The following is an 18,653-nucleotide window of genomic DNA, read 5'->3' as shown; positions in this document are numbered from 1 at the left end:
TTTTTATGCAAGCAACTCCAGTACGTTGGACTACTGCTGATTTAGAGTTATTCGCAGGCGATAAAAGAAATCGCTATGAGATTATTGAGGGAGAATTATTCATGACCAGAGCGCCTCATTGGGATCATCAGTTTAGCTGTGCTAATATTGCTACTGTTCTCAAGGTTTGGTCAGATGAGAGTGGTTTGGGTAAGGTGGCTGTTGCACCAGGAATTATTTTCTCAGATAGTGATAATGTGATTCCTGATGTAGTCTGGGCTAGTCATGAATCTTTAGAACGTCTCCTAGATGAAGCTGGACACCTAACCGGCGCACCAGAATTAGTGGTTGAGGTGTTGTCCCCAGGAGAGAAAAATGAAAAACGTGATAAAGAAGCGAAATTAAAGCTTTACTCAGTCCAAGGAGTTCGAGAATATTGGATTTGTGATCCCATCGCTAAAAAAGTAGAAGTTTATCATCGTCAACAAGCTGTTTTAAGATTAGCCGCTACTTTTTTTAGTGCAGATGAATTGATTAGTCCTTTATTCCCAGGATTCAAGTGTTTAGTGAGTCAACTTTTTTAGCAATGAAGGTAATTGCCAATATTTTAAAATAATTCGTAATTGATAATTTGTAATTCCTAAATAATTTTTATTTGCTTCCGTAAAAAAGCCATCTATAGACCAACGCAAATGCGTCTCCAATATCTGGAAAATTAAGCCTAAAAATTAATTACGAATTACGAATTACGAATTACGAATTACGAATTAGCTAAACTCTTGCTAAGACTGGTTGACTTACGGCTGCAATAACAGAAGTTGTTTCTGAGTCAGCGGCGTAAATTTCACAGGAATTATTAGGGCTTTCAATGAGTTTGACCTTGTAAAGCTTGGCTCCTAGCTCTTGAATAGGCGATCGCAATACGTTACTAATATAAAGGGCGATATTCTCAGCAGTGGGGACAACTTTGGCAAAGAAAGCAATATCTTTGTTTAAAAAGGTGTGATCAAATGGTTCCACTACATAATCTTCAATCACCTGATTCAAAGCACCTAAATCTACAGTCATACCCGTGCGAGGATCAATTTCGCCTTTCACAGTGACTTCTAAATGATAGTTATGTCCATGTCCATTCACACGAGCGCATTTACCATAAATCTCTGTATTCTCTTCTAAACTCAAGTCAGGATGAGCGAGTCTGTGCGCCGCGCTAAAGTGAGTGCTAATACTTAGATATGCTTCCATTCCGTTGCCCATATATTCTGCCCAAAGTTCAGGATGTTCAAATAACTGCACGCGGACTAAAGGTAAATGGGGTGCTAGACGTTCCCAAATCACCCGCGCAATATTTTCTGTGGTGGGGAGAGTTTGCTGAAATTCTGTCCACACATCATTGAGATAAGAAAAATCTAGTTGACCAGTAACTTCCCGTTTGATGACGTGTTTCACATCAGACAAGTTCAGCACCATACCATATTCATCTAGTTCCCCAGCGAGGGAAACAAATAAAACATAGTTATGTCCGTGACCGGGAAATTTCGCGCAAAGACCAAATTTTTCCACATTTTCGTTTTCACTCAGTTCTGGCAACCAATACCGATGACTTGCCGAAAACTGAGCGCGGCGATTTACAATACATTGCATGACTACTCTGGTAACAGAACTTAAAATTTCTTAATCTTTTTCTGTTATCAGTATAAACTAATTTGCTTGCTTAGTGGTCAGTTAAATGAGTAATCTCCATAAATTTTCCGTATAATTATCATCTAAGTAGGCAACTACACCTTGTGGGCAACAATACAATAAGATTCGCTGTTAGAGTTAAAATAACCGTAAAATTAATTTTCAATTCGTGCTTTAGTTGAACCCTAAAATAACTTGACTACCTTCTTTTCTTCTGACTTCGCGCTCTTTCCTTCGGAATGCTGCGCGAATGCGTCTTTGCGGTTTATTAAATTAAAAATTATGTCAGCATTATTATAGATTAACTACTGATTCAAGCTTCTGTCCTAAAATGAGTGTAGAAATTCACTCAAAATTTTAACTTGTAAATTATCTATATGCCTTACCCTAAACTCAGTGGTGAAGAAATTACTAAACGTGGCAAAAAACTTTATGAAAATAATATTCGCCCTCTAGTAGAGAATACAGAGAACATTGGCAAAATTATTTCAATTAATGTAGAAACAGGTGAATATGAAATTGGTGATGATTTAATAATTACAAGTCGCCAATTACAAGCAAAACAAGCTGATGCACCAATTTGGGCCGGAAGAATCGGCTTTAACGCAGTTTATGCCGTTGGTGGTACATTGATCAGGACAACATAGTGATACATTGAACTGTTGTTGGGCTGCAAGCTCGAATTAATGTAATTTTTCATTTATTCAGAAGGATTAAATATAGAAATTGGATGTGTTGTTGATACAGGATTTCAAGGTTTCTTGACTTTACCAGCATATGCAATTAGTAAACTTGGTCTGCTCTATATTGCTCGCATCGACGCAAATCTAGCTGAATAATTCTAATATTCCAGTCATTGAAACAATTTTGTATGGATATAAAGATAATGTATAATATAAGGAAATTGATCAAAATAGGAGAATTAACTCTATGCTACAAAATATCTATCAACTACCATTGACATTTGAGCAAATTCTGACTCTAGTTAAACAACTCTCTAATTCTGAAAAATTATTACTTAGCAAAGAACTAGAAAAAGAAACCTTGAATCATAAATTAACAGAATTGTTGGAAGTATTTCAAACTGATGAATTATCATTAGCAGAAATTACTGAAGAGGTTGAAATTGTCCGCTCTCAAATTTATGACAGAAAACAAAGCAGTTAAGATCATTATTGATACTAATCTTTGGATTAGTTTTTTGATTGGTAAAGAACTGAAAGATTTAAAAAAACTTTTAGTTGCAGAAAAAATTCTAGTAGTAATTTCTGAACAAATATTAGAAGAAATTACTTTAGTAACTCAACGTCCTAAGTTACAAAAATATTTTCCGTCTAACAAAGTCGATGAATTAATTCAACTTTTACGAACTATTGGTGTATTTATAAATATAACCTCAGAAGTTTTTATTTGTCGGGATGCGAAAGATAATTATCTTTTAGCACTAGCAAAAGATAGTGACGCAAATTTTTTAGTCACTGGTGATGAAGATTTATTAGTGATTACAAAATTTGAAAATACTGAAATTGTTACTTATAAAGAACTTTTACATAAATTATAGAATTGATATTGCTACATTTTTCAACCTACCGATTCTTGGGCTTCACGATGCAATCTTTTAGCTATCCTAAATAATTCTTGACCTGTGTGCAAATACCGATCATCGTAGCTTAACGGAAAATATGCTAACTCTTCTATTCCGTCTGCCACTTGACTTAGACAGTAGTAAAGATGCGCTGCCGCAGCGGCAAAAGTAGCAGGATTCGGCAAAGAACGAAACCTAATTTGAGCTTCTTTGAGGTCTTCTCGACAGGATTCTAAATAATTCTGAAATTCGTCTAACAATTCATCATCAAAAGGATCTGCGGCTAATTCCTCAATTTGTTCTTCTAGAGAACTGAGAATGGTACAAAGTATCCGATTTACTGGTTTATAAACTCGGCGCAACCATTCTTCGATTTGTTCATCAGCATCTCTTCCCGTTGGCCTGGTTGTTTTGTAAGGTTTTTGGTCAGAATTGCGCTTTGGCTTGGGAATACTTGATTTTTGAGAATTATGTCGCAGTTTTTGATCGTAGTGCTGGCGATTGTGGGTGTCGCCTAAAACCTCATAGGCGGCATTAATGAGAATAATCTGCTCGTTATTTGCTATTTCCTGATTAGTATCAGGATGAAATAACTTAACCAAGCGGCGATAGGCTTGTTTAATTTCCGCTTGGCTGGCTTTGGAATTAACTTTGAGGGTTTCGTAGTGGTTAGAATCGACCATGATCAGCTAACAGTTATCAATCATCAGTTATTGGTTAACTGATTTAATCTAACGTATCGTTAGCTGATACTACTTGCAACTTTTGCTTCTAAATCTTGGAATAGTGGCGTACTCAAATATCTCTCGCCAAAACTGGGTTGAATCATCACTATTAAGCGTCCCTGATTTTCTGGACGTTGGGCGACACGAATAGCAGCACAGAGAGCAGCACCAGTAGAAATCCCAGAGAGTAGACCTTCTTCTTTCGCTAAACGGCGACTATAAGCGATCGCATCTTCATCACTGACAGTAACCACTTCATCAATCAATTCTACCCTCAACACTTGAGGAATAAACCCTGCCCCAATCCCCTGAATTTTGTGTGGGCCTGGTTTACCGCCAGATAAAATAGGGCTATTAGTTGGTTCAACAGCGATCGCTTGAAAACTTGGTTTCTTAGCTTTAATTACTTCCGCTACACCAGTAATCGTACCACCTGTACCCACTCCTGCCACAATCATATCTACCTGTCCATCAGTATCTTCCCAGATTTCCTCAGCTGTAGTTTCCCGATGAATTTTCGCATTGGCCGGATTGCGGAACTGTTGCAACATATAAGCATAAGGAGTTCTCTCTACAATCTCCTGCGCTCTGCGAATTGCCCCAGTCATCCCCTCAATTCCTGGTGTGAGTTCCAGTTCAGCACCATAAGCCCGCAACATAGCCCGTCGCTCTGCACTCATGGTCTCCGGCATCGTCAAAATCAATCTATACCCCTTAGCTGCCGCTGTCATTGCCAAAGCAATTCCTGTATTTCCCGATGTCGGTTCTACCAAAATTGTCTTGCTGGGAGTAATTAAACCTTCCTGTTCAGCATCATTAATCATGCTTACCCCAATACGGTCTTTCACCGAAGAAGAGGGGTTCATGCTTTCTAGTTTCACCAAAATCTGCGCGACACAACCTTCTGCTTGGGGAATCCGGTTTAACTTTACTAGAGGTGTCCGGCCAACTAATTCTGTAATATTCTGAGCAATCCGCATAATAAATTGTGAATCCTTTAAATGTAATACATGATATCTAACTGACGGCGTGAATCTCTTTTTTCACAAAGATCCTGAAGCGAATGTTTTTGTAAGACTGCATTTGCCGCCTGACGAGCTTCTTGCCAAATTTCGTCCACAATAGAACTATCTACACTTTTGAGGTTGTTGGTATCTTCTTCACTAATCCGTACATCTAAGCCTTCTAAACATTCCAATATATCTAAAATGCTAATTTTCCAAGGTTCCCGTGCCAAAAGATAGCCACCTTTTGAACCACGTTGACTCTTAACTATACCGCCGCGCCTCAATGTAGCTAATAGCTGTTCTAGATAACGATCCGGTATATTTTGTTGAGCAGCAATTTGTCGAATTTGCATCGGTTCGCAGCTTTCGTAATGAATTGCCATCTCTAATAACGCCAAAATTGCGTATTCAGATTTACACGATAGTTCCACAAGCAGCAATTTAAAAATAAAGGATAAACAATGAAAGCTAAAGGACCGAGGATAAATGATAGGACTTACGCATTAACAAAATCTATCAAATATGGTTCATGAATTTTATCTTTTGTAGGGTGCGTCAGTCCCGATAATTGAGCATCTAACAGATTATCTCTATCTGACGCACCGCACTAATATGCGATTCCAAAAGCCTGAAACTAGGCAATTTCCTTCATACATATCATGTGCAGTTTGTACAGTGCGTAAGTCATCAATGATCAAAATTGTTCATGACTTTTCATCTTTGCCCTCTTAGAGACATAACTCAAATCCACTTCACTCCCTTTCTAGTATACTCCGGTTCTCCACTGGGGTTTGTTATTTTTTTCTACCCAAAAAAAATCCCCACCTCATGGCGGGGATAAACAAGTTTTAAACTTGTCAGCAAATCGTCAACTTCTTAGAAAGTAAAAGTTGTTCTCAAAGTACCGATAAAGGTATCTTCGCTGCTGCTACTTTGTCCGATGGATGGCAACCAAATCACACCAGGGGTGACAGAGATGTTATCAGAGACGCGATACTTGTAGAAACCTTCAACTTGGTAGGGAATATCACCAGAATTAGCACCACCATTATTGTTAAAGGAATAAGGTTGAGCGCCACCGAAAATACCCAATACGTTGCCTTTTTTACCAAAGTCAGGTAATGCTACACCAACACCGTAGCTCCAAGCCTCATAGTCATCACCAGCACCAAAGCCTGTGATATCGTGGTAAGAAACAAAACCACTAACGGACAGTTTGTCGCTAGGTCTGAAGGCAGCAGAAACACCGTAGGAGTTGCTGGACGAGGCGCTACCTAAACTGAGATTATTAGCTAGTGATGTACCTACGATATCATCACCCTCTCCTGAGTCAAACAAACGGCTACTAGCACCATGATAACCATGTACATAAGTAGCAGCTAAGGCAATGCGATTACCAACGTTAAAGTTTAACTGACCTAAAGCAGCATAGTTACCGTCGAACAAACCTTCACCAGCAGCAGGACTATTAGCCTCAGAAGCCAAATAACCCAATGTCAATGAACTTGGTTTGAGAATACCGCCACCTTGACCAAAGGGTACATTAAGGGCAATACCAGAACCACCACCAATTCGATAGATGGGGTTTTCAGAACTAAAGGTACTTAAAGCACCGTTACCACCATCAGTTTTATCAAAGAAGTAAGGGTTGTTAACAGCAGCATAATGGCTGTGTTTACCACCTGTAGCTGCTATGTAGACCTGTGCTGGACCAACAGGAGCTTCATAGGTCAGTTTGTCTAACACAACATTGTTAGTCCCAGTGCTACCAACGTCAAAGGTTTGTCTACTTTCCCCAGTGTTTCCAAAGTTTTGTGCATTACCCGCAGCCAAACGGGTATTCAACATATCTCGACCTGTGAAGCTGCTTTGCAGGTTCAAACGCACTCTATCTTGAAAAACGGTCTTACCGGCAATGTCACCATTAAAAGCATCGGTCAGAGCAAAAATAGCTTCACCTTGCAATTTGGTGGTAGTAGAGAATTGATTAGCTTCTAACTCAGCAGTGCGTGCTTCCAAAGCATCGACACGACCGCGTAAAGTTGCCAATTCAGCAGAAAATTCTTCTTGCAAGCGCTGTAAGGTGGCTAAATCCTGTTTTGTCACCATGTCAGCTGTTGCTGTGGCAATCAATTCATTCACCCGGTCTAAACAGGCATTCAAACCAGCGGCAAATTCATAACGGGTTAAAGCACGGTTTCCGCGATATGTACCATTGGGATAACCTGCGATACAACCATAACGTTCCACCAAGGACTGCAAAGCTTGGAATGCCCAGTCAGTTGGTTGGACATCGGAAAACTGAGAGACTGATGTTACTTGAGATTGTAGATTTTGACCTTCGTTACTGTAGCGTTTAACTTGATCTAAAACCTGAGTGTCTTGCTTGACTTGAGCCAATACTACAGGTTGTTGAACAACCTCTGTTGCCGCTTGTGTTTCTAGTATTGATACTTCAGTAGCAGCATTTGAGGCTGAGTTGCCTGCGGCGGGCGATGCGATCGCTGTTCCTGAAACTAATAAGGCGGCTCCCAACACGGCTGGGCTAACCACCAAGGATTTCCACAATAGATTAGACATCTTTCCTTTACTCCTCACACCTTATATAGATAAACGGTTTCGCTGTACTTGCTGCTTAGAAATGTGGCATTTTGCCGAAACCTTTGGAAAGGGCATGGCTACCGTTACTACAATTTTAGTTTTTACAAAGCTAATAACTGATTAATTTATCGTTAAATATTCATGCAATTAACTTATGTAAAGACTAATTCTTGATAGTTCCTCATTATATAATATCTGCATCTGAATGATCAAGATCAGGTTTTCGATTCAATTACTGTATCTTTGCTCATATCCGATAAACACAGAAAGTCGAAAACCAGCCAAAGAAAATTTTGACAAATAATTCATTAGCTGAGATGGGAAAATTACTCTGCAAGGGCGAAATCCTGCAATAGCATTTGGGTGCTTTGATCTAGGTTTAGACTGGTGACAATAAACCTATACAATTTACATGAAGTAGCGCTGAGTCAAAATGTTCCACTAAACTGATTTACAGACTCAATTTATTGGATGAAGATTTGGTCGGTTAATTCATAAAGTTAATAAGCTTTTATGCGGGCGGCTCTATGCTCAAAACGGCGATAATTTTGACTTTTCGATACAAAGAACAAGTTCAAACGCCCTCACCGTTCACGGGAATAGTTACTCTTCGAGAAGCCGCTTCGCTTCTATAGAAAGTGGTTCCATATTTAGCTAAACTATGAACCGGTTGCAGTATAACTTAATAAGCTTATTCAATAGCCCAGCGTGGATTTAGCTATAAATTAGGTTTTGTTCCTTGACTTGTAAAGCTCTGAGGTTAATTTACAGATATTTCTAATAGACTTATATTGATAAACCAAATGTTCCCATAAACAACTATCCGCCCTGACTTAAATCTGATGATCTAAATCAGGGCGGTCTAGCGGGTCTTCAGGTTGCAACCAGACTGCCGGAAGGAACTCCGACTTTTAACCTAGCTACTTGAGCTAACTTAGTATCTCAGGATAACTAAGGCTAAGTTTTAGAGAACAGCCCCGGCCCACAGCCGGCTAACTGCAACCTGATGACCCATGGTTATACTACTTTCTATCATGGGCATCACCTCCTTGTTGCCTAAGTGGTCTTAAATTTCAAAAGGGCAGAGCATCTTGCTCTGGGTTTGTAACCTTCGATTACTATAACACATCAAATTTGCTTTGCAATATTAACCATAAAAAAACTCCACCAATTTGTTTGGTGGAGGATAAATTGAAAATGATGAATGTTAAAGATGTATTAATTCATCATGCAACTAGAGAGCGTTACCGCGTGGTAATACTTCTTCAGGGAATACAAATTGTTCGTGGGGTTGATCTTGAGGAGCCATCCAAGCGCGGATACCCTCATTCAGCAAAATATTTTTGGTATAGAAAGTTTCAAACTCTGGGTCTTCTGCTGCCCGTAATTCTTGGGAAACGAAGTCATAAGCCCGCAGGTTGAGTGCCAAGCCAACGATGCCTACAGATGCCATCCATAAGCCTGTGACTGGTACGAACAACATGAAGAAGTGCAACCAACGTTTGTTAGAGAAAGCAATACCGAAAATCTGTGACCAGAAACGGTTTGCTGTCACCATTGAGTAGGTTTCTTCAGCTTGGGTGGGGTTGAATGCAGGGAAGGTGTTGGAACCTTCGCCGTCATCAAACAGGGTGTTTTCTACTGTGGCTCCGTGAATCGCCGACAGTAATGCTCCACCTAAGATTCCCGCTACACCCATCATGTGAAAGGGGTTGAGTGTCCAGTTGTGGAACCCTTGCAGGAATAGTAAGAACCGGAAGATTGCTGCTACACCAAAGCTGGGTGCAAAGAACCAGCTTGATTGTCCCAAGGGGTACATCAAGAAGACGCTGACAAAAAACGGCAATTGGTCCTGAGAATGCTAGTGCGTTGTAAGGACGAATTCCTACTAGTCTGGCGATTTCAAATTGACGCAACATGAAGCCAATTAGACCAAAGGCTCCGTGTAATGCTACGAATGGCCATAGGCCACCTAGTTGAAACCAACGGGTTAGGTCTCCTTGAGCTTCATATTTTCCCAGAGTAACAACAGGGAATGTCCCATGCTGTTGGCTGGTGTGGATACTGCTACTGTGAGGAAGTTAGCTCCTTCTAAATAGGAGGATGCTAATCCGTGGGTGTACCAGGAGGTGACGAAGGTTGTACCGGTCAGCCAACCGCCTAGTGCGAGGAAGGCGCAGGGAAATAATAATATTCCTGACCAACCTACGAATACGAAGCGATCGCGCTTTAACCAGTCGTCTAATACGTCAAACCACCCTCTACTTGGGGCGCGTCCAACTGCGATGGTCATTACAAAGAATCTCCAAAAGTTTATAAGTACAGGTTTTATCTATATATAGATGGCTATGACATAACCGCCTATATGCAGAAAGTTAACCGGGTTGTTAATCCAGTTTACAATTTTTTACGCTCTTTAATTATAATAGGTGCAAATCTCTAATTTTTCCAGTGCTGATGGAAATAATTTCATCTTTGAGACACCTGTAATCCTTTCAGGGTAAAGAAACAACAATATAAAACAAAATCTCATAATTCTTCCCTCCTTTCACAATTCACACCGAATCAGCCAGGTAACGCTAGAATTAGTCCTACAGTCAGTGAAATGTGATTAATTTTAAATGTTTACCATCGACTTAAGCATCAAAAATACTGCTTTCCCGATATCAGTACAACGTAAGTCTACTGAAGACGCTGAAGCTGTTTATCAGCTGATTCTGGCAGCAATGCGCTCTGGGAACCCTGATATTGTGGAACTCAAGTGCGAAGGCAAAACAGAGAAAAAAATTGCTGTCCGTGCTAGTGAAATTTCGGGAGTACAAATTGTACAGAAAGATGGTACTGCCGTTGGTGGTACTAGACCACCCGGATTTTTCGCTTTAGCAACTGAGTAAACCAGGTGTACAAATGACGGCTGTAGGCATCGAAGTTCAAGATTTAAACTTCTTATGGCCTAATGGGGAGCAAGTGATCAAATCTTGCTCTCTTAAAGTACCGCAAGGCGAATTTTGGATGCTTTTGGGTACTAATGGCAGTGGCAAATCAACTCTCCTGAGACTGATAGCGGGGTTATTAGCTCCCCAGTCTGGCGAAATTGGCATTTCACCCCCAGTTGGTTTTGTTTTCCAAAATCCCGATCATCAATTAGTTATGCCAACGGTTGGTGCTGATGTGGCTTTTGGATTAGTGGCAGAAAAGTTGCCTCCTGCTATGGTCAGAGCTAGGGTGGAAGAGGCTTTAGGGGCAGTGAATTTGCTGTCTCTACAACGTCGTCCTATCTATGCTCTTTCTGGTGGACAAAAACAGCGCGTGGCTATTGCTGGTGCGATCGCTCGTCACTGTGAAGTCCTATTATTAGATGAACCCACTGCTTTACTAGATCCAGATAGTCAACTCGACTTAGTGTCCAGTGTTCGTCATCTAGTTAAAAGTCGCGGAATTACAGCTTTATGGGTAACGCATCGCTTAGATGAGTTAAACTATTGTGATGGTGCTTTTTTATTGGAAGAAGGCTCACTAGTTGATGCAGGTGAAGCCGAGCGTCTCAAACAGCGACTAATGAAAGCACACAGCGAAACTTCTTAAGACAAAACTCCAGCAGCATCTTAACCTGTCAGGTTTTCTAGAAAAAGTATTGGCAGACTTTTTATTTGAAAGCCCCTAATATCAATATTTTCAACAATTTTTAATCATCAAAAACTCATAACCAGATACCAGACAAACACTTTGCTGTATAGGTATCTGGTTTTTCATTATGGAATTTTGACGACTCAAAAAAATTATTTATTTCTATAAATAAACTGCGACAACCCTTATTTAGAGAGGCTTGTTAGACATTGTTGCTTCTACCTTAGGGTTTAGTTTTTCGGCAATTGGGCATTTTTTATTCTCTGTAGCATAGTGTTACAAGTGATGCTTCAATTACTATAAGTCTTATGAATGATTTTTGTTAACTCTAGATAATTGTGATTAAAAACCATGCCCCGTTCTATCATCCCGTCCATTTTATTAGTGGACGGTTACAACATTATAGGCGCTTGGACTTGCTTAAAGAAAACCCGTGATCATGCCGGACTAGAGGCAGCACGGGGGGAACTAATAGAAGCAATAACAAACTACAGCGCATTTCAAGGTTATGAAACTCAAATAGTTTTTGATGCCCAATATCAAAACACCCCCAGCAATAGAGAAAATATTACAGACTTTCTCACTGTTCATTACACAGATTTTGGTCAAACCGCAGACACCTATATTGAAAAATCCTGTGCGTCCATGCGTCACCAAATAGCACAATGTTTAATTTCTCGCGTGATTGTTGCCACATCAGACCGAGCGCAGCAGTTAATGGTACAGGGGTATGGTGCTGAATGGTTATCAGCGCATCAACTATGCGGAGAAGTAGAAACAACTGTGTGCCGGATGCGTCATAGATATCAACCACCCAAACAATCGAAAAGCCGATTTTTAGCTAATGCTATTGATGATAAAGCAAGGCAGCGTCTGGCTCAATTGCGGATGGGATTATAGAAAAGAGTATTCATAAATCCTTGAATTGCTCTTCTAGAGCGAGTTTGGGCTGTCAAAAAATTTAACTTTCAGCAGCTACCAAAGAAAATTAAAAAAATTTTCTCCAAAGTAGTTGACATCATCTGGTTTTAAGTTTAATATAGTAATCGTTGCGAGCGTTCCTCAGTAGCTCAGTGGTAGAGCGATCGACTGTTAATCGATTGGTCGCTGGTTCGAATCCGGCCTGGGGAGTTAAAAAATAAAGGATAAGGCATGAAGGGAGAAAGCAGAAATTTCTAACTTCATGCTTTTGAATTTATATAAAGATTTGTGGTGAGATATTTGTCGTCAATGTTGGGTTTCATTCCATTGCTCCGCAAACGTTTACGTTCCACAACCTAACCGACAAGATCAGCGAACTGAAAAAAGACCTCCGGGCATCCAAGAAACGGCGCTGGCGCTATCGCACTACTTAACTTTAGTCTTTTATTAAATGTTCCTAGTAAAATAGTGAACAAGCAGAGCCTAAAGACAAAGAGGTATGAAAATCCTTATTTAAGTAGTTCCCTCTTGGTTGATAGAGAAACTAACAATTTTTCATCCATGAATAATCTCAGGTCCGACGATAATCCTGCCATCACCCACAATAGTATTTTGGAACAACGCATTGTTAATTCGACCAAAATCACTGAGGTAAGACCCTTTGAGGTTAGCATTTTCAAATCTGGCACCAACTATGTCAGCATCAGTCACATTAGCACCCTCCAAATTTGTACCAATGAACCTAGCCAGAGTCAATTTGGCATAGCTGAGATTAGCCCCACTCAAATTAGCCCCACTCAAATTAGCTGCCAAAAAATTAGCTCTACTCAGGTTGGCATTGCTCAGGTTAGCCCCACTCAGATTAGCCTCTTCCAAATTAATCCCACTAAAGTCTCTCTCTCCAGCAGCATAACGCTTGAGCAAGTCTTCAACATCCATAACTCACATCTTGTGCATCAATCAACACATTCAAAAATAGCGCACTTGCTCTCTGAAAACAATTATTTTAAAAATCAAGCTTGATTTTAAAAGTAGCTGATTTCACAAACGATATTTGATGAAATGTTTACCTAAATTGCATCTTATAACCGCTAAGTCATAACCATTAAAGGTAACAAGGATAATATTTTTTAGAATGGGAAAATAATTTATTTTGAGGCTTATAAAATATTGATATCTATGTTATTGTTGGGATAGGAATCAAAAACATCAAAGTCAAAAAAAACTTCAAGTGTAAATTGAGGTCAACTAAATCAAGTTCTTTTGTTCTGCTAAATCCACTTCAGTTTATATATCTTTTCTGTACGAAGAGATAAGGACAAATGAATTAGAAGAGTTACCCTCGTAACAACTTGAAGTCAATCAGAATTCCTTTGAGTATTTGCCGATAAGAATTGGCTCACTAGATAACATTATCAACCAGATGGGACTAACCTTGGAGTTTGGGAAGAAAGACTCTTAGAGGATGTCTGGTAAATGTATAGGAATCAAAACTGTTAGCGACTTAGAGCAAGAAAGATATTTTTAACTGTGAAGCAGTACAAAAATGAGATTTATCCTCATGTCATGTATCAATCAAAGTGAAATTTATTGATTCTGAAAAATATCCAAAAGCAACATCAATAGAGCGAATTTTCAGAAATTAGGAAAATAGTTTTTTGGACTGGAAATTAGAAATTTTTGGCAGCAAAAATACAAGCAAAATCGTCATAATTGTAGCAATCATTGAGAGTGAACTACAATGTTGGTTGATTGGGTGGTTCAGGGGGAAAATCTGCATAAAGGTGAATCCCTATTGTAACCACTCTCCAGGATTAAACATCCTCCGAGGATGCCGCGACAACAAGCGATAATGCCGTATTTAAGCCGTTAAATATTTCTTGATTTAGGAGATGTGGATTTCTTCTGAATAAATTTCCTGCATTCATATTTTGTTTTCCTACAAAAATCTGAATCTGCGTTTGGTAGTGCCTTGAGTATGCCTTAAGTCGCTATACAAATTCTGTTTCCTAATCGCACAAAATCTCAAATCAAGTTTCAGACCCATCAACACAATAATTGTAGGAATAAACTCATCATGGCTACTGATTCAAATATTAGACAGATTGCTTTTTACGGTAAAGGTGGTATTGGTAAATCTACCACTTCTCAAAACACCCTTGCTGCTATGGCAGAAATGGGTCAACGCATCATGATTGTAGGTTGTGACCCTAAAGCTGACTCTACCCGTTTGATGCTCCACTCCAAGGCTCAAACCACCGTTCTTTCCTTGGCTGCTGAAAGAGGTGCTGTTGAAGATTTAGAACTCAGCGAAGTACTTTTGACCGGTTTCCGTGGTGTTAAGTGTGTAGAATCTGGTGGTCCAGAACCCGGTGTTGGTTGTGCTGGTCGTGGTATTATCACTGCTATTAACTTCCTAGAAGAAAACGGTGCTTACCAAGACTTAGATTTCGTATCTTACGACGTATTAGGTGACGTTGTATGTGGTGGTTTCGCCATGCCAATTCGGGAAGGAAAAGCGCAAGAAATCTACATCGTGACATCAGGTGAAATGATGGCGATGTATGCTGCTAACAATATTGCTCGTGGTGTTTTAAAGTATGCTCACACTGGTGGTGTGCGTTTAGGTGGCTTGATTTGTAATAGCCGTAACGTTGACCGGGAAGTCGAATTAATTGAAACCCTGGCAAAACGCTTGAACACCCACATGATTCACTTCGTACCTCGTGATAATATTGTTCAACACGCAGAATTGCGTCGGATGACTGTTAACGAGTATGCACCTGATAGTGATCAGGGTAATGAATATCGGACATTGGCTAAGAAGATCATCAACAACAAAAATCTAACTATTCCTACTCCTATTGAAATGGAAGAATTAGAAGAATTGTTGATTGAGTTCGGTATTCTTGAAAGTGACGAAAATACTGAAAAGCTAGTTGGTAAATCAGCTACTGAAGCACCAGTCAAAAAGTAGTAATACAAAGCAATTAGTGCTTGAGATTGGGGAGGGTAACTCCCGCCCTTTCCTCAATTTATGAAGATGTGAAAATTCAAATACGTTTTTTCACATCTTATTTGCATTTGGTTAAAATGCTTACAAAACAAGGGTTATATCTTGTTTAATATGCAAGTTATAGGCCTTTTGATTTCCTATTTTAACCAGAGATGCTTCCTGAATCTAGTTTCCATTCATGCTTAAGTAATTGTTGGTAGCTTGTTTCTTGAATCATCATCTGCTCGTACAACTTGAGCAGAAATATCTGAGCTTGTTCACGAGACATTTGGTGTACTTGGTCAGCAAAGATTCTGAGGCCAAATTCTTGTTCTAAAGATAATTTTATAGGCTGATTCATTGCTGGCTCCTATGCCGAATTGGGGCAAATAAAGGGTTAATACTCGCTATTTAAGTTTTAAGCAGTCATACACCCATTGATTTCGAGGGCATTCCCGATTTGAGGGGTGTAGCGCCAGAATTTTATGTTTTACGAACTTATGTTAACAAGTATAACGAATTATTTACAATTCTGACGTAATGGGAGTCAGATCGACATGAAAAAAGATGAGCAACTAGTGATACGACACGTTAACCCTGAAGTGAGACGGTTGATTAAGGTATATGCAGATGTTAATAACTGTACACAGGCGGAGATGTTAGAACGCATTGTTTTGGAGTGGCACGCGCAACAAAGCCTGAGTGAAAGGCCTCCAGGGAATGAGGATGAGTAGGGTAATTCAAAAAACTGTAGTTTTGTTCCGAAAAGCTTTCAGGCTTTCATCCTGCTGTAGGACACGTTGACTAATGCGATCGCACGCTAATTCACAAAGCTCAAAAATAATCGGGTCAGCAATCTCGTAATAAGCACTAGTCCCTTTGGGCTGACGAGATAAAACTCCTGCTTGAGTTAATACTTTCAGATGCTTAGACAGATTTGCCTGCCCTAACCCAGTCGCTTCTGCTATCTCCATAACATTCATCGAACCTGATTTGAGACAGGTCAAAATTTGTAGCCGACTTCCTTCTGATAGCACCTTAAAATAGTCAGCAACGGCAGCAAGAATAGCTGGATTAGCCTGAGACGGATTTGTTTTTGGCATAGGGCAACTTAAATCATCAGCAAAAAACTTCATCACTATTTAGTAGTGTAACTAAATATCAATCAGTAGGGAACAGGGCAATGAAATGATTAGATTTTACCATTAAAATGCTAAAATTACTCCACAGCTATTTAGTTAATTAATGAAAAATTATCGTTAACCCTTATCCTCCCTTCCCGGAGTTATTTCAATACTTGTCGGTTAAGCTCAAAACCATGAAATTATGTAGGTTGGGTTGAGGAACGAAACCCAACATTTACAGGGGTTTGTTGGGTTTCACTTTGTTCAACCCAACCTACGAAAATCCTTAACCGAGCAGTATTGGGAGTGATTTTCCCAACCCTAAGTATTACAGAGAAAATCTCTGAAAATTGTAGGGTATTTTGAATGTTGTTTGAATTGAGAATTTTGAAGAATTTATTTATGAATGTAGATGAAATTATCAAACGCTATTCTGCTGGAGAACGAAATTTTCAGCGAATTAATCTCCAAGATGCAGAGCTAACGAACGTAAATTTAGAAGGTATAGATTTTAGCTATGCTGATTTGCGTCAGACACGGCTAGGCAAAACTAACTTCAGTCAGGCTTGTTTGCGAGAAGCAAATTTAAGCGAAGCTATTCTGTGGGGAATAGATTTAAGTGCAGCAGATTTATATCGCGCTATTCTCCGAGAAGCAGATTTAACAGGTGCAAAATTAACTCAAACCCGACTAGATGAAGCAAACCTCATCAAAGCTAGTTTATGTGGTGCAAATTTACATGGTGCAAAACTATCTAGTGCTTTGCTGATTCAAGTAGACTTACGTCCTAGTTCCAACCAACGGACAGATTTAGGATATGCAGTTTTGAGTGGAGCAGATTTGAGCTATGGAGACTTACGAGCTGCTTCACTACACCATGCTAATTTGGATGGTGCGAAGTTGTGTAGAGCTAATTTAGGTCGAATAATTCAATGGGGAGATTTAGCAACTGATTTAACTGGAGCTAGTTTGCAAGGAGCAGATTTGAGTTATGCAAATCTGACTAATGCTATATTGCGAAACGCAAATTTACAAGGAGCAGATTTAACGGGAGCAATTCTCACAGATGTTAATCTGGAAGGCGCAATTATGCCCGATGGGAAAATATATAGCAATCCGATTTGAATTTTGAGAAAAACAGATTTACAGCGGATTTAGCTATTAGGAGGTACATACCTAGCGGGCAAGATGCCCGCACCACAAGAGTTTCATCATTCAATTTTGTATCTCATTTAAATGAAATCTGCTGTAATAAAAATATAATTTTTAGGTTGGGTGAAGCACAACGCAACCCAACCTAAATAATGAGTGATCTAACGTACTGTTCCCCGCAATACTTCTGTATCAATTGGTTTAATTAAATATACGAGTAGGAGATTCCAGAGAATTGCCGTTATTAAAGGCAGTTTGCGGATAAATTTCACTACTTTATTGCTAGAACTGCGTGAAATTTCTGCTATTTTCAAGTTGTAATTTGAGCAGTTTTGCAGACGTGGGAAAAAGTGGGGATGTTCGGTATTTAACATGACTGGAAAAGCACGTCCAGCAGTTTCGTTGGTGTTGCGAACTACTTGCTGGTCAAATTCTGTGGGTTCAAGTCCCAGTAAATGGTAAAAACTAGCCCGTTCGTGAACTGTTAAAGTGTGGGTAGCAAATACTGATAATAGGAAAAAGCGACTCCATAGTCTTGATCTCCAATTATTCCAGAGTTGAGGTTGCGACCGCAATAATGCCTTGAATATATCCCCATGTCGGTTTTCGTCTTGACACCAACTCTCAAATTTGCGGAAGATGGGATAAAACTGGTGTTCTGAATGCTTTTGTAAATGGTGATAAATAATAATGTAACGCCAGTAACCAATTTTTTCTGATAAATAGACCGTGTAAAGCACCCACTCAAGAGGAAAAAATGTATAGGTGCGGACTTTAGTCACCTCACCCAAGTCTAGCGAGAGTTTAAAATCTCCCATCGCTTTATTGAGAAATCCAGCATGACGGGCTTCATCACGCGCCATCAGTTGAAATATTTCCGCCAGCAAGGGACTACGCTGTTTTAGCTTTCGGGATAGTTCCTTGAACAGCAAAAACCCAGAAAATTCGGAAATGCATGAGCGTTCCAAATACTCAATAAAAGCTCGGCGTGCTTCTCCGTCAATATGTTCCCAAGATTGCTCAAACTCTTCATCGCGAACGAAATGATGACGGTTGTAGTCAGCCCGCATTTCTGCCAACATGGCTTGCAACTCTTTTTCTTGGGCTGAGAGATCCAAACTAGCAGCAGCTTCAAAGTCTGTGGTGTAAAACCGAGGAGTGAGTACGGTTTCTTTAGCTGGCGCTTTAATTCCTGGCTTCACTTCAGGCTGGGGTAGGGTATTTACCATGATTCCTCTATTAATAAGCTAAATA

The 18,653-nt window shown here is 39.7% G+C and carries 18 protein-coding genes, 1 tRNA gene and 1 pseudogene; 10 read left to right on the top strand and 10 right to left on the bottom strand.

Going from position 1 to position 18,653, the window contains the following annotated elements:
• Window positions 1-5 precede the first annotated feature (5 nt).
• Complete coding sequence (locus tag ACOWPH_RS11330) at window positions 6-563, top strand: Uma2 family endonuclease (protein WP_015215489.1); 558 nt, start codon at window positions 6-8, stop codon at window positions 561-563.
• A 187-nt stretch (window positions 564-750) separates the two neighbouring features.
• Here ACOWPH_RS11330 and ACOWPH_RS11325 read toward each other — a convergent pair whose 3' ends face one another.
• Entirely contained in the window at window positions 751-1,623 is an 873-nt protein-coding gene (locus ACOWPH_RS11325; RefSeq protein ID WP_015215488.1) for a 6-carboxytetrahydropterin synthase, read from the bottom strand.
• A gap of 416 nt (window positions 1,624-2,039) precedes the next feature.
• Between ACOWPH_RS11325 and ACOWPH_RS11320 the strand changes: the two genes are divergently transcribed.
• From ACOWPH_RS11320 to ACOWPH_RS11310, 3 genes are all read left to right on the top strand, one after another.
• A complete protein-coding gene (locus ACOWPH_RS11320; protein ID WP_015215487.1) occupies window positions 2,040-2,309 on the top strand; it encodes a hypothetical protein in 270 nt (89 codons plus the stop codon).
• 283 nt (window positions 2,310-2,592) lie between these two features.
• A complete protein-coding gene (vap15, locus tag ACOWPH_RS11315; protein WP_015215486.1) occupies window positions 2,593-2,829 on the top strand; it encodes a type II toxin-antitoxin system VapB15 family antitoxin in 237 nt (78 codons plus the stop codon).
• Window positions 2,807-3,223, top strand: a complete 417-nt coding sequence (locus tag ACOWPH_RS11310) for a putative toxin-antitoxin system toxin component, PIN family (protein ID WP_015215485.1) — start codon at window positions 2,807-2,809, stop codon at window positions 3,221-3,223. The genes vap15 and ACOWPH_RS11310 overlap by 23 nt, the downstream gene beginning before the upstream one ends.
• Window positions 3,224-3,243: 20 nt before the next feature.
• Here ACOWPH_RS11310 and ACOWPH_RS11305 read toward each other — a convergent pair whose 3' ends face one another.
• The 5 genes and pseudogenes from ACOWPH_RS11305 to psbD all read right to left on the bottom strand — a co-directional run bounded on the left by ACOWPH_RS11305 (window position 3,244) and on the right by psbD (window position 9,873).
• Window positions 3,244-3,930 (bottom strand): J domain-containing protein, encoded by a 687-nt coding sequence (locus ACOWPH_RS11305; RefSeq protein WP_015215484.1) that lies wholly within the window; start codon window positions 3,928-3,930, stop codon window positions 3,244-3,246.
• 59 nt (window positions 3,931-3,989) lie between these two features.
• The gene (gene cysK, locus ACOWPH_RS11300) at window positions 3,990-4,952 is read right to left on the bottom strand and encodes a cysteine synthase A (RefSeq protein ID WP_015215483.1); all 963 of its coding nucleotides are present in this window, start codon (window positions 4,950-4,952) and stop codon (window positions 3,990-3,992) included.
• A gap of 17 nt (window positions 4,953-4,969) precedes the next feature.
• On the bottom strand, window positions 4,970-5,410 hold the full coding sequence (locus ACOWPH_RS11295) for an RrF2 family transcriptional regulator (protein ID WP_015215482.1): 441 nt from the start codon (window positions 5,408-5,410) through the stop codon (window positions 4,970-4,972).
• A gap of 445 nt (window positions 5,411-5,855) precedes the next feature.
• Complete coding sequence (locus ACOWPH_RS11290; RefSeq protein WP_015215481.1) at window positions 5,856-7,559, bottom strand: iron uptake porin; 1,704 nt, start codon at window positions 7,557-7,559, stop codon at window positions 5,856-5,858.
• A 1,255-nt stretch (window positions 7,560-8,814) separates the two neighbouring features.
• Window positions 8,815-9,873, bottom strand: a pseudogene (gene psbD, locus ACOWPH_RS11285) (photosystem II D2 protein (photosystem q(a) protein)).
• Between the two features lie 328 nt (window positions 9,874-10,201).
• Here psbD and ACOWPH_RS11280 point away from each other — a divergent pair.
• From ACOWPH_RS11280 to ACOWPH_RS11265, 4 genes are all read left to right on the top strand, one after another.
• On the top strand, window positions 10,202-10,474 hold the full coding sequence (locus tag ACOWPH_RS11280; protein WP_015215480.1) for a hypothetical protein: 273 nt from the start codon (window positions 10,202-10,204) through the stop codon (window positions 10,472-10,474).
• A gap of 13 nt (window positions 10,475-10,487) precedes the next feature.
• A complete protein-coding gene (locus ACOWPH_RS11275; protein WP_015215479.1) occupies window positions 10,488-11,165 on the top strand; it encodes an ABC transporter ATP-binding protein in 678 nt (225 codons plus the stop codon).
• A gap of 393 nt (window positions 11,166-11,558) precedes the next feature.
• Window positions 11,559-12,107, top strand: coding sequence for an NYN domain-containing protein (locus tag ACOWPH_RS11270; protein WP_015215478.1), 549 nt, complete (start codon window positions 11,559-11,561; stop codon window positions 12,105-12,107).
• 159 nt (window positions 12,108-12,266) lie between these two features.
• Window positions 12,267-12,338 (top strand) — tRNA-Asn (locus ACOWPH_RS11265).
• A gap of 345 nt (window positions 12,339-12,683) precedes the next feature.
• Here the strand turns inward: ACOWPH_RS11265 and ACOWPH_RS11260 are convergent.
• Window positions 12,684-13,067: a pentapeptide repeat-containing protein gene (locus ACOWPH_RS11260; RefSeq protein WP_015215477.1), complete on the bottom strand. Its 384-nt coding sequence runs from the start codon at window positions 13,065-13,067 to the stop codon at window positions 12,684-12,686.
• Between the two features lie 1,138 nt (window positions 13,068-14,205).
• On the opposite strand from ACOWPH_RS11260, the gene nifH reads away from it, so the two are divergent.
• The gene (gene nifH / locus ACOWPH_RS11255; protein WP_015215476.1) at window positions 14,206-15,105 is read left to right on the top strand and encodes a nitrogenase iron protein; all 900 of its coding nucleotides are present in this window, start codon (window positions 14,206-14,208) and stop codon (window positions 15,103-15,105) included.
• A 181-nt stretch (window positions 15,106-15,286) separates the two neighbouring features.
• Here the strand turns inward: nifH and ACOWPH_RS11250 are convergent, their stop codons facing one another.
• Both ACOWPH_RS11250 and ACOWPH_RS11245 read right to left on the bottom strand, forming a co-directional pair.
• Window positions 15,287-15,484: an NblA/ycf18 family protein gene (locus ACOWPH_RS11250; RefSeq protein WP_015215475.1), complete on the bottom strand. Its 198-nt coding sequence runs from the start codon at window positions 15,482-15,484 to the stop codon at window positions 15,287-15,289.
• Between the two features lie 379 nt (window positions 15,485-15,863).
• Entirely contained in the window at window positions 15,864-16,226 is a 363-nt protein-coding gene (locus ACOWPH_RS11245; protein ID WP_042466054.1) for an ArsR/SmtB family transcription factor, read from the bottom strand.
• Between the two features lie 423 nt (window positions 16,227-16,649).
• Between ACOWPH_RS11245 and hetL the strand changes: the two genes are divergently transcribed.
• Window positions 16,650-17,372 (top strand): heterocyst differentiation pentapeptide repeat protein HetL, encoded by a 723-nt coding sequence (gene hetL / locus ACOWPH_RS11240; RefSeq protein WP_042466053.1) that lies wholly within the window; start codon window positions 16,650-16,652, stop codon window positions 17,370-17,372.
• Window positions 17,373-17,560: 188 nt separating this feature from the next.
• Here the strand turns inward: hetL and acsF are convergent, their stop codons facing one another.
• Complete coding sequence (gene acsF / locus ACOWPH_RS11235) at window positions 17,561-18,628, bottom strand: magnesium-protoporphyrin IX monomethyl ester (oxidative) cyclase (RefSeq protein WP_015215471.1); 1,068 nt, start codon at window positions 18,626-18,628, stop codon at window positions 17,561-17,563.
• Between the last annotated feature and the right edge of the window lie 25 nt (window positions 18,629-18,653).

The sequence above is a fragment of the Anabaena sp. PCC 7938 genome, from assembly GCF_049315035.1.
GTDB classification, from domain to species: Bacteria; Cyanobacteriota; Cyanobacteriia; order Cyanobacteriales; family Nostocaceae; genus Anabaena; species Anabaena cylindrica.
The sequence above is the reverse complement of the archived record's forward strand: the minus strand, read 5'-3'. Positions and strand labels throughout refer to the sequence as shown.

Coding starts and splice junctions, on each gene's coding strand:
- ACOWPH_RS11330 (WP_015215489.1), top strand. CDS start 6: ATGCAAGCAACTCCAGTACGTTGGACTACTGCTGATTTAGAGTTATTC.
- ACOWPH_RS11325 (WP_015215488.1), bottom strand. CDS start 1,623: ATGCAATGTATTGTAAATCGCCGCGCTCAGTTTTCGGCAAGTCATCGG.
- ACOWPH_RS11320 (WP_015215487.1), top strand. CDS start 2,040: ATGCCTTACCCTAAACTCAGTGGTGAAGAAATTACTAAACGTGGCAAA.
- vap15 (WP_015215486.1), top strand. CDS start 2,593: ATGCTACAAAATATCTATCAACTACCATTGACATTTGAGCAAATTCTG.
- ACOWPH_RS11310 (WP_015215485.1), top strand. CDS start 2,807: ATGACAGAAAACAAAGCAGTTAAGATCATTATTGATACTAATCTTTGG.
- ACOWPH_RS11305 (WP_015215484.1), bottom strand. CDS start 3,930: ATGGTCGATTCTAACCACTACGAAACCCTCAAAGTTAATTCCAAAGCC.
- cysK (WP_015215483.1), bottom strand. CDS start 4,952: ATGCGGATTGCTCAGAATATTACAGAATTAGTTGGCCGGACACCTCTA.
- ACOWPH_RS11290 (WP_015215481.1), bottom strand. CDS start 7,559: ATGTCTAATCTATTGTGGAAATCCTTGGTGGTTAGCCCAGCCGTGTTG.
- ACOWPH_RS11280 (WP_015215480.1), top strand. CDS start 10,202: ATGTTTACCATCGACTTAAGCATCAAAAATACTGCTTTCCCGATATCA.
- ACOWPH_RS11275 (WP_015215479.1), top strand. CDS start 10,488: ATGACGGCTGTAGGCATCGAAGTTCAAGATTTAAACTTCTTATGGCCT.
- ACOWPH_RS11270 (WP_015215478.1), top strand. CDS start 11,559: ATGCCCCGTTCTATCATCCCGTCCATTTTATTAGTGGACGGTTACAAC.
- ACOWPH_RS11260 (WP_015215477.1), bottom strand. CDS start 13,067: ATGGATGTTGAAGACTTGCTCAAGCGTTATGCTGCTGGAGAGAGAGAC.
- nifH (WP_015215476.1), top strand. CDS start 14,206: ATGGCTACTGATTCAAATATTAGACAGATTGCTTTTTACGGTAAAGGT.
- ACOWPH_RS11250 (WP_015215475.1), bottom strand. CDS start 15,484: ATGAATCAGCCTATAAAATTATCTTTAGAACAAGAATTTGGCCTCAGA.
- ACOWPH_RS11245 (WP_042466054.1), bottom strand. CDS start 16,226: ATGCCAAAAACAAATCCGTCTCAGGCTAATCCAGCTATTCTTGCTGCC.
- hetL (WP_042466053.1), top strand. CDS start 16,650: ATGAATGTAGATGAAATTATCAAACGCTATTCTGCTGGAGAACGAAAT.
- acsF (WP_015215471.1), bottom strand. CDS start 18,628: ATGGTAAATACCCTACCCCAGCCTGAAGTGAAGCCAGGAATTAAAGCG.